The following is a 15000-nucleotide window of genomic DNA, read 5'->3' as shown; positions in this document are numbered from 1 at the left end:
GCTGCTTTTATTTCTTGTTGATAGCTTTAATTATTCTATCTTCTTTTATTAATACATCTTTCATTAAAAGTTGATATGGAAATTGTTTATGTTTTGAATTTTTAAAAGCTTCAAGTATTCTTAAAAGTGAAGAAGCCGTAATCAATGATAAATTTAACTCAAAATCAACATCACAATCATTTACAAATTCATCACTAAAATCTGGAGCAACTAACAATGATTTCACAACATTGTGTCCATTTCCTGTTGCTAAATCGATGTACGATTTCATTTGTCGTGTTACAGAACTAAATTTATTGTAACCACTTTCTTTTACAGTTTTACACTCAATAATTATTAATCCATTATCATCTAAATTTAAAACAAGATCTATTTTATTCTTTTTTGTATTAAGTTTCTTTTTTAAATCTTCATCTACATTAAAACCAAGTTTCTCGAATACATCTTTTGTGATTTCCTCAAATTTTAAACCTAATTCAGCTTCTTTTAAGCTTATTCCATTTTCTTTTAATGCATTTAGGTTTCTAAATCCTATATTTTCATAGTTTTCAATAAATAAGTTGTCTGCGTCTTTATAGCCATCAAGAATATTTAAGATAGAATTCCCTCGTTTTTTTAGGTTATATTTTTCACAAAAGACAAGAAGTTCTTTTTTCTCTATGATATCGAGTATATCTCTAGGCTTAATATTAAAATCTAATAAATATTCGCTTTTTAAAACAAACTCATCTTGCATTTCAAATTCAGCACGAATAGTTTTATTTAGTTTAGGAAAAGTTTCATTTAAATCAGTTAGTAATTGACCATAGCCATCTATTGAAATTCCAACTTTTTCATCTTTTTCAATTTCATCGAAATATGCAATTAAATTACCTATTTTTTCTTCTAATGTTGTACCTTTTAGGTTACCTGACATTTCAAAACCTTTACTCCATACTTCATTTACAAATTTTTTCTTTTCAGTTAATGATGTTCCATCTTTATGAAGTTCATTAGATAATAATTTTGAGAATGAAATACCTTCGTTAATAATATTCTTTATTTTCTCGTCGAGTGACTGTTTAATGTCGATATTATGATTTCTACAAACAATATTAATTTGCGGTTCTCTTAATAGTTTTAAAAATCTACGATAAAATTTATCTGCTACTTGTTTTTTACGAATTTTTCTTAGAACCCTTACAATCTCGTCTGCAATATAGACTTGTCTATTCTTTTTTGAATAGAAAATTAAACCCACAGCTTTCAAGTCGTTGATAACTTGCTCAATCTGTAACTTAACGGGAGGAATTACAATGTAATTTATTAATTTAATTTCTTCTTGTGATAATTCAAGTTCATTTGATAAAGTTAACAAAATAGATAATTCATCATTTGTTATTTTTGTATCTCTATTACTAACATTATCGTTAAAATAAGCTGTATTTACACAAGCTTTATAAACTAAATAATCACGTTTTCTTTGAATATTAATATCTGATTTATCACTATCAAGCTTTTTAATTAATTCACTTGTTTTCTTTTTAATGCTTTTAATTTCTTTTTCGTAAAGATTTACAAACCAATCTTCTTTAATAAGATTATGTCCATCTCGTATAATAATATCAATTAAAATATCAAGTTGAGAAGTTGTATTAACAAATTCTTGTTTTATAACCTCTGTAAATTCATCCGTTATAAGATTAAATACTTTTGCAATATTAATATTGTCAATAGCTTTTAAGTTATTATTGTTATCTGATAAAATTTTATCTATTTCTCTATAATTGCTTGGATGATTTGAAATTATATTATCAATTATTTTTAGAAATGAGTTCTTTTCAAGTGAATTTACATTGTCTAATATTTTTTCTAATTTCATAGTTCTTTGTTTTTATAAAGTAATTTATCAATTTTTTTTTCTAATGAATCAATTTTAGTTTCAAGTGCATCGTTATTATCACTAACCATAGCATCAACGAAAATTGAATTAACAAGAGATAATCCAAAGATTCCTCCAGAGATTACAACAAAAATAAAATACAAATATGTGAAAAATGCTGTTGTAGAAGATAAGTTTTTCGTTATTAAGTCTGGAATTTCATACCATCCCTCAACGGTGAAAATTTTAAATGTAGTATAAAGAGAATTTAGAGGATTTCCGAAATATTCTGCCGAAACTCCTTTAAAAAGATAGAAGGATAGAATGCTTATTATGAATATGTAAATTATAAACCCAATAAAAACGAAAATAGATGCTTTTAATGCTCTGTTAATTCCTTTTACTAAGTGTTCTATTCCTGGAATAAATTTTAAAAATCGAAATGATTTAAAAACTCGCATAACTCTAAATACAAGTAAGAAGCTTAAATTTGTAATCTCAAAATTACAGACAAACGCAATTAATGCGGGAATTGATAATACTATTAAAACAAAATCAAATCTTCTCCAATTTGAATTGAAATAACCTTTTACTCCAAATTCTTTAAATTTTATTATTAATTCGGTAGTGAAAAGAACAGTTATTAGATTATCGGTTATCGTGAGAATAAATCTATTATCTGAAGACATTCCAAATCCACTTGCAAATATTGTTATTGCATTTATTAGAATTAATAGAAGTATGAATTTATCGTTTAGAAATAGTTTTTTAATCATTGAATATTATCTTCTTTTTCATATGTTCGTTGGAATAATTGTACTCGACGTTGTTGTATATGGTTTGTTGTGTGTTTAAAGTTATTAATTTAGTAAATAATTACCGCCCAAGAAAGTCCGTGAGGGCTTTCGTAAGTACGATCTTCCCAGGCAATTAATTTTGCACGTTATTGTATGTAGTGTGTTTTTTATCATTTACTAGATATCATTAAAATAATCTTAATTACTATTACAAATAGAAATAATACTCCAAAAATAGATGGAATAACTTTTTCAACATTACTCAATTTTTTATATAATTTCGGATCATTTCCTCTGCCTAATTTTTCCCATTCATATTCATACAAGTTCAATGGTAGTTCTTTTTCAATTTCGTGAATTACTTTAAATTTTCCAGAATTTAATTTTCTGTAATTTTCAAGTAGATTGACCCAATAAACACAAATTAATATTCCACTTATTGAAAGTCCAATAACTAAATATTCACTATTATCAATCGTATTAGTTTTTAAGTATCCTATAACTCCAGCAATAGTTGTAGTCAACGAAAGATAAAATGTGTTTAAATTACTTCTTCTGTCAGAAACTTTTTCAGCAGAATCTACATACATTTTATACTGTTCTAATGTATGTTCACACTTTTTATCGTCAGGATAAGTTGTATCATTAAAATTCTTAAGTCCCATATTTTTTTATAATGAGTAATCTTTAATTGCTTGTACAATTGAATTTGTATTCCAACCGATAATAACATCGGCGTTATCTTTTACTACAGAAGAAATTTGTTTGTTAGCCCAAGGCTTTATCCCAACAATTGGTTTAGCTCTTAAAAAGTCATTTTTTGCAATGTCAATTTCCTTATTAATCCATTTACTATAAGTAGAATATTTTCCCGCCATTATTAAAACAATATGGCAGTTTGACATTTTGTTTGTAATTGCAATATTAAGTTGTTTGTCTGTACCGTTTGTATGAATTGGATCATCTTTTGGAACAGAATGGTTATTGTAAAAAAAATAACTTTTTTCATTTAACATTTTGCATAATAGATCATATGCATCTGAATATTCCCAAGAATGACTAATAAAAATATTATATGTTTTACTCATAGCTTTATATGTTTTTTATTGTTTTTTCTAGATTTTTCCAACTCCATTCGATAATACGTATTCCGTATAATTCTTTTGGGATTGCTCCTTTATTATGTTTTTGAATATGCATTCCAACAACATCAATATTCTCTTCTTTTGCACATTTTATTTCCCAACGAGCTCCTTTTGAATGCCAAGTATTTTTACTCAATAAGACAATCATTCCATCACACTTTTTTATTTTTTTTCTACATTTTTCTTTCCATTCGTTTTCTTTCCAAGGTCTTTTTACAGACATATCAATGAAATCAAAAGGAGAATTTTCTCTTTTTGCTTGTTCGACTAGGTAGTCTCTATATTTTTCATCTTTTTTAGAAAAACTGATGAATATTCTCTTATCAGTTAAATTCTCAATTTCAAGTTTTTCATTGTATGAGTCTCTTGATTTTGATTTAGAAAATAGCTTTGCAATTAAAGCGATAACACCAATTCCGACTGCAACTGGAATTAGAATATTTTTAAGTTTATTATTATTATTATTATTATTATTATTATTATTATTATTATTATTATCAGACATTATCTTTTTCTTTAAGCATTACATACTATGGTCTAGTATATGGGAAGTAGCGGATTTTTAAGCACTAAATTTCGATTTATCACTGACCTTTATTATTATTTACTTACTTTTCCTTAAGCGATAAAACCGCTATTTTTTATATACATTGTTGGCAACAATTATTGTTTCTCCATCAAATAATTAATCAGTTTTTCAACTTCATATTTTTTTCGTTCTACACATTTATCAAAATCCCAATCTACATATTGTTCAGTCAGTTTTGAATTAACAATTTTCAGTTTGCTATTCTCGTAACCATTCATTTTTTTACTCTCATTATTATTTATTGAACGATTAATTCCTTGTTCCAATGCAACTAAATTCCCTAATGAATTTAGATTTTCTCCCCATTTTTCTTTTATAATATCACGTTTGCTTAAATCTTCATCATTAAATGACTGAATATGTTCAATGTCGAGAGGTTTCCAAAATAAGTTTTCTTTCAAAGACTTAATGTCTGTAGGAATTGTTGAATTGATATTTTCTTCTAATAATGCCGAAAGTCTGCAAAGAATATTTTTAACTTTTGCACTGTACAGAATATTTCCAGAGATAATATGTGTTAATTTTTCTTTTTTCCAATCGTAATGTTGCTGAATTTTGTCGTTGATATGTTTTAATACTTCTTCATAAGAATTATTGACAATTAATTTAATAAGATGGTTATTAAAAGAACCCTTTATTTCGTTAATTGACTTTTGATATAGAATACTGAATATTAAATAAAGTTTAGTTAGTTGTTTAGTGAAAACTGCTAACTTTTTATATTTATCAGTATCATCTTTTAGATTGTTTAATAATAAGAATGACAAAACCCAATAACGACCATATCTTGACCACCACCAAAGATGAAGTAAACCGCCATTTTCTACATTTGAATATGAATTATTTCTCCATTTTTCTTCCCATTCATATCTTAAATCAATAATTGTATCAATTTCACTTAAATTTAATTCAAGATTGTTATGTTTTAATGCGTTGCTAAAATGCTCCCATTTGTTAATATTAAAAATGGTTTCAAAAAGCCTATCGAAAAAAGTAGTTGTTCCGTATGAATATAAAACATTCGGTAAATTATATTTCCCGATTAAATAAAATTGATAGATATTTAAAATACTTTGAATATTAGCAATTTCACTTTTGAAAGATTTATTTTTAAAATCTATTTTTTCGTATAAGGCACTAATGTCATTAAATGCTTGTTTATTTTCTCCGTTTTTATTCAAATATTCATACATACGAATTTTGAATATATCACCTGCGTTTAAATCTAATCCCGTTGTATTGATAGCATCAAAAATCTGTAATGTTTTTGATAAACTTGCTTTTGTTTCAATAACAACAAAATATACATTTGAAAAAAGATGATTGACAAACTTGTCAATATTGAAAATATCTTTTTCAATATGATTTTCTACTAAATTGCTAATTAGTTGTCCGTTTAATATATATTTATTTAGTGAATTATCATCAATAATACCAAAATCAGTTTGAGATATTAATTCTTGTAAGTTCAACTGTTGCTCTCCATTATTAACCTCTGTACTTAACCAATTGAATGAAATGTTTTTTAATTCTTGTGAATTTGGAAACCGTGTTTTCAAAACTTTAATTAATATCAAAAAAGTTGTTATTCTTTGTTGACCGTCAATTATATGCTGTGAATTATCTTTCTTGAGTTCAGATAATTGCATTGTACCAATAAACATAGGTTCAGTATCTTTTTCTTGTTCATAGCCCCAAAATGATACAAAAATATCATTTATGAATTTTCTGATTTGAGTCTCTGTCCAAGAATATGGACGTTGATAAATTGGGATTAAGTAGTTTGTATTGTCATTTAAAATTACATTTTTTGTAGTTTGCTTGTTATACTTTAGTGTAAAAGTTCCGGCGTTTATTGAAAATGAAGTACTCATAAGTTATTTGTTTTCTTGTGCTATTAAAAATAATTTTGCACAAGCACGAGCGTCTGATAATGCTTCGTGATGCTTTAATTCAATATTGTGAATTTCACAGCAAGAATTTAATCTTGCAGGATTATAGCCTTTTGCTCTATAAATTTTTAAAGTACATTCCCATTTTGTTGAAATATTCAATTCTGAATATGCAATATTGTAATCTTGCATTGTTTTAGATAAAACACTTCTGTCAAAACTTTCGTTATGAGCCACAACAGTTTTACCATAAATTCGTTTTTTAATTTCAGGAAATATTTCGCTAAAAAGAGGAACATTTAAAGTGTCTTTTTCTGTAATTCCGTGAATTTGAATATTGTGCCAATTGTATTCGTTATTTGGTGGTTTTATTAATGCGTGAAATTCATCAATAATTTCTCCATTTTCAACAGTTACAATACCAACAGAACAAATATGATGTCTTGTTGCTGTTTCAAAATCTATTGCAGTAAAAGAGTTTATCATTTGTTATTTCTTTTATTTGATATTGCAAGTACTTTACTTCTAAACTCCTTTAATTTAATAATATGTTCACTAATTTTTTCGATTGATTCATCTGTACTAAAATCTTCAGGGTTTGATAATATTAAGTCACTATGAAAATTGACATAATAATGATTTATTTTGTGATGTTTCCATATTCCAACATCATATAAATTGTGTGTTATAAAACTACCGTTTGATTTAAAGTGATTATTATATTCGTTTACAATATTGTCAAACTCATTAAATAAGTTATGGTTTTCTAAATCCTTTTGAAATTCTCCAATGTCATTACCATACCAAACATTTGTATTTATATACAAATTTATTTTTCCATCTTTTGGATATGAACTCATTTTGAATTCTACACCTTTTGATAGATAAAATTTGAAATTTGTTACAATTTTACTACCAATTTGTTTTATTTCATTACTGTTATTTGGTGATTTATTTCTTAAAACTGGAAACAGTTTATTTCTTACTCTTTTTAATAATGTTCCTTTATGATAATCAACTACTGGTTTATCAAACGCTTCAAGGTTTGTAACAGACGATAGTGAAATTACTGCACCAATAACATCTTCAATTTCTTCTTCATTTTCAGTAATTGTTGTTTTTAGACTGTTTAAAAGTCTTGAAATGTTTAAAGCACGTTTTTTAAGATAATGGTCATTCTCGCAAAGACGAAATAGAATTTTCTCCCATTCTTCGTCAAACTCTTCCGATTGATTTAATTTATCAATACTTTGTTGGTCAAGAGTTTTTAAATTCATTTGAAGAGCAACATTTTCGTTCCACTTATCAAAACCAGAATGTAGCGTTAAAAGTCTATAAACTTGCGGATAAGCAATTTGAATACTTACCATTGCAAAGTTTACTAATAATTCTAATTCACTATTTAATTGGTCATTTTCTTCTGTTTGTACTTTAGTAGAGTTAATACAACTAATAAGAGAAAGTGAGTTCATTAGTCTTTTTAATGCTCTTGGGTTTTTGCCAACAGATAAGTTTGAAATTTCTGAAAATTTAGAAATTAACTCAATATTTTTAGAGTTGTCTTCATTAATATAGTTGGTGGATAATAGACTTTCTTTTAGAAATTCATCAGTTTCGTATCTCGAAACTGGCATTGAAAAAGGAACTTGAATAATTTTATCAAAAAACGACCTAAATTCTCTTTCATTCAATTCAGATAGTTTTCCAAATTTTGGTTCAAGACCTTTAATAACAACATCATAATCTATTGCTAATATAAAAACGCAATTGTCTAATGTAAATATGTTTTTAAGTAATTCTAATAGTTGAACGGCAACTGGTGGGTCAATCCTATCTAAATCGTCAATAAAAAAGATAAAACCTTGTTTGTTATCTTTTTTTATACAGTCTTTAATGATGACTTCTAATTCGTTTCTTACTTCTCCAATTGTTGATTTTCCTTGTGAAGAAAAAGCATTAACAATTTCTCCAGCACCATCAAGCCCTTTGTTTAAAGCGTTTTTAGTTATTACTTTTGATGTGTCTTTAATTCCAGACCAAAGTGTGTTTAATAATTTGTTTGTTTTGGTTTCATCAACTTTTGCGATTTTTGAAGTTTCTTGAATTAAACCTGTTATAATATCCATTAATGTAGATTGTGCATCTTTCATTAAAGCATATTCCCAAGTGTTTAGCCAAATAGAGTGATATTTTGAATTATCCGAATCGCTTAAATTCTTTTTCAGACTATTCATTAAAGAAGTTTTTCCGCTTCCCCATTCTCCTTGAAGAGCAATAGTAATTGGTGTATTACTATTGTTTATGAATTTTGTTAAACCGTTTTCAAATGGTCCAATTCCGAAATTGTCTTTTTCTCCTTTTGATACATTTCTTGGACTATCGGTTATGCTTGATTTTATCATAGATATTAACGTGCAGATGTAGTATTGATTTTTTTCCCTTTTCTGTCGTATGTATAAACCCAACTTCCTTTTATTAAGTTGAACGAATTACCAACTGCATTTTTAAAATCACCACTTGATTTTGATAGAGTTGCTATCTTTTTTCCATCTTCATCATAAACATAGTACCAACTTCCTTTTAGTAAAACTATAAAGTCACTTCCGATTCCCATTAAATCTCCAATTGAATCCGAAAGTGTTGCTGATTTTGTTCCGTTTCCATCATAAATGTAAATCCAACTTCCTTTTTCTTGTACGTCTGATATTGCCATATTTTTATTTTTTAGTTCGTGTGTTCGTTGCGTGGTTAATTGTTGCCAACGGGCTAGTATAAGATTTGTGCGACTGGAAAATCGGAGATTTTTCGGTTGTAGCAAATCGGATTGTTAGAATGTTTGTCGTTAATATTTAGTTTATATGCAAGCATAAATTTTATACATTGTTGTAAACTGTTATTTTTTGAAATCTATTCTTTCGGTAATATTAAAATCTTTATCAAATATGAAATATTCTTTCAATTCTTGTTCAGCTCCGTTTAAAATTGGATTATTAATAGTGAATTTATTTAAACTTTTATATTGAATAATTTGATCAGGATTTAACTTTGATAAACTGTCAATTAATATCTGATTGGATTTTATAGTTTCTAATTTTGAATATAAATTACTCCATAATTTTTCAGGTTTATTATTGCTCTCAAAATCATCAATTCTTTTATAGTACCACAGAGAATTTTCAATTAATTCTAAATCTCCGTTTTCAATTTTATTGTATTTCTCTAATAATTTGTCAGTTTTTTCGATTTGGTTACATAATTCTGAAATCGATTTAGATGCATTTCTATTTTTAAATGCAAAATCAAGATAATCTTTGTAACCTTGTTTCTTATAATATCCGGAATTATCAGAATGAGCAACTTTAGTTTCCCAGTTTCGTAATTCTATTATTCTTTCTTTCGTTAAATATTCTTTTGTAAATAATTTACCTGTTTTGAAATTATCTTTAACAAAATATTCAGTATCTAAAATACTTTGAATCTCCGTATTATTTATTTTCTTTAAACTAGTTAATTTCTCTTTTACAAATAATGTATCTATCCATTGAAATTCAATATTTTTATATTTCATATCAACTCCAAGAGCATCTTCTTTTACTCTCTGTTTCACTTTTTCAAGATGTTCTTGATTTTTATCAGAACAACTAATAAACAATGAAAATAAAATTAGTAAAATTGGTTTGTAATTTTTCATAGAATCTTTTTTTTAAAAGTTTACAAATAGTTATATGGTACTCAATACTCCTTTTTATGGGTTAAATTCCCTGATGAGAGAAGTTGTTATAGTTCATATAAACGGTTACGATTTGCAATTTTTTATATTCAAAAATAAAAAATAATACAAATTTATAATATGATTTATGTCAGCTGTTTAGCACTTTTATAATGCTTTATAGATGTAATAAGCTATCTATAACAAAAGCCAGTTATAATGATAAAAAACGCAAAGGGTGGTATTGTTTTTTAATGCTCTCCAAATGATTCATATTAATTAACAGTAAATTCTATTACTGCAAACCTTATTATTGTTTCCTTTTTGAACTAGCCCCAATGATTTCTTTGTTTAGAGGTTTGTTCATTCAAATGTACCTCCTATAAACAACAAAACCTTACGGGTATCCGTAAGGTTTTACTTTTCATAACAATTTCCGTTTTATTTTAGTTCCCCTAAAACCTCCTAAAAAAGAAATTATACCTCAAAGGTAATGTGCTTCTAAAAAATGTTTTTACGGGAACCCGCAGTTTGTAAAATAAAATTAAATAAGACCTAAATCTTTAACAATAGCCACTAAGTGAATGGCATTGTTGGCTTTAAATTGAATTCTTAGTTTATTCAATTTTTTTTCAATAGAACTCAAACTACTCGGTGTAATGTTCCTTTTTTTAAGAGAATTACTAATGTCTTCTTGAGATAAACCTTGAGATAATAGATGTACCAATTCAATATCATAATCATCTATTTCAAGGTCCGATTTAGGATTAAGGGCTTGCTGAACATGTGGAGATAGGTATGTCTGATTATGATATATAGCATGTATTGCTTTTTCTAATTCAAATAAGCCTCTTCTACCTTTACAGACATATCCATTTGTTTGATGCGTGTTCATTAAAAAGCGTACTTTTTGCAAACGATCTTCCACCGAATACACAATAATAGGAAGCCCAGGGTATTCTTTTTTCAAAGCAATAATTAAAGCTTCTCCCGATGCATATGTTTGTGCTCTATGGTCTTTTATAAAAGATAGGTCTGTAATTAATAAATCATATGGCGCATCGTCTAAAACTGCTTTTTTAATTTTAAGATAGGCATCGTCACAATATTGTACTTGTTGTACATTATTTATTTCTAATCCTTTAAGTACGGTTAAAATTCCTTTATTAATACTCCCTAAGTCGTCTGAAATTAAAACTTTTTTAAACATACGTTAAATGGTAATTTTTGCTTTGAAACCTTTATCAATCTCTGTGTCAAAAATAATAGTTCCATTGGCAGTTTGAATACGGTTTTCCACATTCTGCAATCCAGTATGTTTTTTTAGATCACATCCGATACCATTATCTTTAAAATCTATAATAATTTTATTGCGATGTTGGTTAAAAACTAAAACAACAAGCGTTGCTTTACTATGTTTTTTCATGTTGGTCATCAATTCTTGCAAGGTTCTGTAAATAGCCGTTTTTTTCTCTTTTGAAACCTTGTTCCAGTTCATCTTAGAAATGTTTTTGGTAATTACATTGGTAGAATTGTTTTTATAACTTATCAGTAAATCGGTTAAGAGCTCATTAAAATGGCTATCCATATTAATGTCGCTATGCTCCTTAGAAATATCCCTAGTTTTATTATAAATCCCTTCTAACTCATCTAAAACATCTTCATTAACATGTGTATCACTTTGTAATTGAGTAATTACATGGTAAACATCATTGGCAACTTCATCATGTACTTTTCTAGAAATACGAGTTTCTGTTTTGTATACTTCTTCTAATTTTCCTTTTTTATATTTTACCCGAAAGATAAAATAAGAAGAGAGCAGTATGAGTAAAATAAAACCAGCAATGGCTTGATATATTATTTTTGACTTTTTTTCTTTTTCTTCTTGCAGTTCACTTTCAACTAATCGAAGTTTCGCGTCATCTGCTTTTTTCTTCTCTTTTGAGAAGTCGTATTTCATAGAAGCAAACTTGTTTTTAGTAAGCTGTTTCGCCAATGCAACGCTATCACTTAGTTTTTTGTATGCGATTACTTTTGCATTTTTATTTACTTTGAGTAAAAGTGATAATGCTTCTAATTTATAAGAGGTGTTTTTTACCTTTTCAGCCAAATTATAGGCTTTATTTGCGTAGTATTTTACTTTTTGAACCTGATTTCTATCCATGTAATATTCTGCCAAATGTTTATAGCTAACAAATATTTCATCGGTATTATTTTCTTGTTGTCGAATTTTTAAGGCATCTAACATATTAGTCAAGGCATCGTCATAATTCAATTTAGATTTTACCAATCCCAAATTGTCTAGAGATCTAGCTATCTCAATATGATTTCCAGATTTTAATTGATTTTGATGTACTTTGTTAAATTCTGAGTAAGCCAAAGCATAATCATTTTTCTTTTTGTACACATTGGCTTTGTTATTATAAACTGTAAGTATGTGTTGAGTTGAGGTAGTAATTTTTAAGACTCTGTCATAAAGTTCTAAAGCTCTGTCATAATTTTTTAATTCATAAGAAACAATTCCTAAGTGATTTAATAATCCAATTTTTGCTTCTAATATTTGTGGGGTAGTTTTCATAGGCTGTAATAACTTTAAAGCTGTTACGGCTGTGGCATCACTCTCATGATGTCTTCCTAATCGATATTGAATACTTGCTATAAATCGTAAATCATAAACTGCGGCAAAGGTGTCTTTTTTTTGAAGACTCTTTTCTTTGTGTTTATGGTAGAAATTATAAATTTTATAGATATCACTTCCTCCTTTAGCTTTTGTATATAAGTGGTAATAATATCGTAAACTATCTGTTGCTTGTTGCGCTCTAACTTGTTTAGAGTATAAAAAACAGAATAGTATGCAAAAAAAGAGGAATGAAAGTTTGATCTTTTTCATTCCTCAAAAATACTAACTATAATCTAATTATAATATTTTTAATTGCCATCTTCCTCAGGTGGAGGAGGAGGTGGTAATATTTCTCCGTTTCCATCACAGCATTCTGCAGAACTATTTAAAACTTCTGTACCTGCATTATTTTCAATGTCAAAATCATCACTTTCAGAACATGATAATAAAGATAGATTAAGGAAAACCATAAGTGTAATTAAAATTATTTTTTTCATTTTGTTATATTTAAAATTGGACAATAGTGCTGTAGTCCGAGTATGTATACTCAGTTTTTTAGATAACTAGCAACACGCTAATTGTTAAAAAAAGACGTCTCTTTTTTTGTGGGAAGTTTGGAGTGCAGAAGTAAAGAAGTTTAGATACTTCCCAGTTTAGCTAAACAACTCTACTTCGTTGCTCCAATTTTAATTGATGCTTTTGTACAAGCTTTTTTGCGTGTAATTCAATAATCAATTCTGGTACAAATGAAAAAAGAAAGGAGTGTAATTAATGGAAAGATGGTGGAAGATGTTTGGAAATTTTTTGGAATTGAATTTCTATTTATTTTCCATTAAGTTTTAGTATTTTAACATTCAGAAAAAAGTAATAGATATGCATCAGAAATTGATATTAGAAGCCTTTGAAAAAGCTAGAAAAGATGAAGAAATGGAGACGGGAATCTCTGTGTCAAATCATAAAGTATCAGAACGAATTTCTGATATTTTATTCAATGATTATAAATGTACGTTTGGAGATAAAAGTTTGCGCATCTTATTTAATGAAGCAAGAGATAATAATGAAAAGAAGGTTATAATTAAACAGCAAATTGTAATAAACTCCTTATGTAAATATTTAGGTTATGATAATTATATAGATTTTGTTGAAAATAATGTAGATCTAAAAAAAAATAATGTGCTACCTCAGGAAAAACAAAAAAACAAAAAATTAGGGTGGCTTAATGGAATTTTAAACGTTGTAAAAAACAATAAAATTGCAATTATTTTAGGAATTACCCTTATTACTCTTGTAATTGTCTTTTCTTTTAATAAACAAAGATGGATGGTTTGGGAAAATAATAAATATGTTGAGGTTAAATTTGATACAGAGAAATACAAGGTAGGGCAGCTAAAAATTTATAAAGAAGAAAGGATCAAATTTTTTAAAAAAATTGAGCCTAATTGCGATGTAAAATATTTTGAAGAAAATGGTCAAGCGAGATTTTGGTACGGAAAAAATCCAAATGGTAAATTTGAAATATTTACATCTTTAGGATTGCACCCTCAAACTGGTAAAACATTAAAACCCATTTCTAAATATATGATCGATAAATATTTCTGTGTAAAATAAGGATTGAAGTTAATTAAAGTAATTCTGTTGTTGTTTGAATTTTCTTGGAAATTTAAATTTGTAATTTATTAATGAAATCACTACCTTACAATAAGAAAATTATATTAATAATCCGATCTAAATTGAACACGTTTTAGAACACGATTTAAATAATAAAAAGGTTAAAATTCTGTAAACTAACAATTTACAAGAACTCATAACCCGAAGGTCACTGGTTCGAGTCCAGTTCCCGCTACTACTTTAAAACAGTTTAGGTCTCTAAACTGTTTTTTTATGCAATCAATTCACGGATTTATTGCAAAAATAGAATGAGACTTCGTTTTCTATCAGAATTAGTTTGAACAAGTTTAACAGAAGATATTACTGCACAATGTTTATAAAGTGAAGTTTATTTTAAAAAAAAAGTATTAGAGAATAAGAAATTAGTATGAATATTATAAAAATAATTTCCTACAGAATAGATAGTTGACTAAAGTATCTACTATCAAAATCATTTTTTTAAACATCTACAAAAATCCAGCGAAGCTGAACGAATATTACATTTATAGACTTTTTTTAATAAGGGTTAACGTGTTTGTGCTTGAGAGCATTGACTTTTTATTTTTATTTCCCATTTTTTTATAATTTTGAAATTCTGAATTTTATTGTTTTTATATGTTAGTTTTATAAAATAAATTCCTGCTGAACGTGTTTGTATATGGTTTGTTGCGGTTTTGTTATGCTAAAAGTAAGCAATTTATTAAACAACTTTGTACCTGCGTATTTTTCCGAAGGAAAAA

At 27.0% G+C, this 15000-nt stretch carries 14 protein-coding genes and 1 pseudogene; 1 reads left to right on the top strand and 14 read right to left on the bottom strand.

The genetic code is table 11. From position 1 onward, the window contains the following. Positions 1-7 precede the first annotated feature (7 nt). The 13 genes from MPF13_RS14660 to MPF13_RS14600 all read right to left on the bottom strand — a co-directional run bounded on the left by MPF13_RS14660 (position 8) and on the right by MPF13_RS14600 (position 13083). Complete coding sequence (locus MPF13_RS14660; protein ID WP_249983514.1) at positions 8-1861, bottom strand: hypothetical protein; 1854 nt, start codon at positions 1859-1861, stop codon at positions 8-10. Further along, entirely contained in the window at positions 1858-2637 is a 780-nt protein-coding gene (locus MPF13_RS14655) for an ion transporter (RefSeq protein WP_249983513.1), read from the bottom strand. Before MPF13_RS14655 ends, MPF13_RS14660 begins: the two co-directional genes overlap by 4 nt. Before the next feature lie 191 nt (positions 2638-2828). Then, a complete protein-coding gene (locus MPF13_RS14650; protein ID WP_249983512.1) occupies positions 2829-3323 on the bottom strand; it encodes a RipA family octameric membrane protein in 495 nt (164 codons plus the stop codon). A 6-nt stretch (positions 3324-3329) separates the two neighbouring features. Then, entirely contained in the window at positions 3330-3746 is a 417-nt protein-coding gene (locus tag MPF13_RS14645) for a TIR domain-containing protein (RefSeq protein WP_249983511.1), read from the bottom strand. A gap of 4 nt (positions 3747-3750) precedes the next feature. Beyond that, positions 3751-4308, bottom strand: a complete 558-nt coding sequence (locus tag MPF13_RS14640) for a TIR domain-containing protein (protein WP_249983510.1) — start codon at positions 4306-4308, stop codon at positions 3751-3753. A 158-nt stretch (positions 4309-4466) separates the two neighbouring features. Next, positions 4467-6266, bottom strand: a complete 1800-nt coding sequence (locus MPF13_RS14635; RefSeq protein WP_249983509.1) for a DUF262 domain-containing protein — start codon at positions 6264-6266, stop codon at positions 4467-4469. A 3-nt stretch (positions 6267-6269) separates the two neighbouring features. After that, positions 6270-6770 (bottom strand): 3'-5' exonuclease, encoded by a 501-nt coding sequence (locus MPF13_RS14630; protein ID WP_249983508.1) that lies wholly within the window; start codon positions 6768-6770, stop codon positions 6270-6272. Continuing rightward, the gene (locus tag MPF13_RS14625; RefSeq protein WP_249983507.1) at positions 6767-8686 is read right to left on the bottom strand and encodes a KAP family P-loop NTPase fold protein; all 1920 of its coding nucleotides are present in this window, start codon (positions 8684-8686) and stop codon (positions 6767-6769) included. Before MPF13_RS14625 ends, MPF13_RS14630 begins: the two co-directional genes overlap by 4 nt. Before the next feature lie 5 nt (positions 8687-8691). Beyond that, positions 8692-8997 carry a hypothetical protein gene (locus MPF13_RS14620; protein WP_249983506.1) on the bottom strand — a complete coding sequence of 102 codons (306 nt, stop codon included), beginning with the start codon at positions 8995-8997 and terminating at the stop codon, positions 8692-8694. A 180-nt stretch (positions 8998-9177) separates the two neighbouring features. Then, positions 9178-9975, bottom strand: coding sequence for a hypothetical protein (locus tag MPF13_RS14615; RefSeq protein WP_249983505.1), 798 nt, complete (start codon positions 9973-9975; stop codon positions 9178-9180). 562 nt (positions 9976-10537) lie between these two features. Then, entirely contained in the window at positions 10538-11203 is a 666-nt protein-coding gene (locus MPF13_RS14610) for a DNA-binding response regulator (protein WP_249983504.1), read from the bottom strand. Positions 11204-11206: 3 nt separating this feature from the next. Continuing rightward, complete coding sequence (locus MPF13_RS14605) at positions 11207-12883, bottom strand: tetratricopeptide repeat-containing sensor histidine kinase (RefSeq protein ID WP_249983503.1); 1677 nt, start codon at positions 12881-12883, stop codon at positions 11207-11209. Positions 12884-12921: 38 nt separating this feature from the next. Further along, entirely contained in the window at positions 12922-13083 is a 162-nt protein-coding gene (locus MPF13_RS14600; RefSeq protein ID WP_249983502.1) for a hypothetical protein, read from the bottom strand. Positions 13084-13486: 403 nt separating this feature from the next. Here MPF13_RS14600 and MPF13_RS14595 point away from each other — a divergent pair, with 403 nt between their 5' ends. Continuing rightward, the gene (locus MPF13_RS14595; RefSeq protein WP_249983501.1) at positions 13487-14221 is read left to right on the top strand and encodes a hypothetical protein; all 735 of its coding nucleotides are present in this window, start codon (positions 13487-13489) and stop codon (positions 14219-14221) included. Between the two features lie 565 nt (positions 14222-14786). On the opposite strand, the pseudogene MPF13_RS15720 reads toward MPF13_RS14595, so the two are convergent. Continuing rightward, positions 14787-14927, bottom strand: a pseudogene (locus MPF13_RS15720) (hypothetical protein); the annotation flags it as partial. Positions 14928-15000: the final 73 nt, after the last annotated feature.

The organism is Polaribacter sp. Z022 (assembly GCF_023555495.1).
Classification (GTDB): Bacteria; Bacteroidota; Bacteroidia; order Flavobacteriales; family Flavobacteriaceae; genus Polaribacter.
The sequence above is the reverse complement of the archived record's forward strand: the minus strand, read 5'-3'. Positions and strand labels throughout refer to the sequence as shown.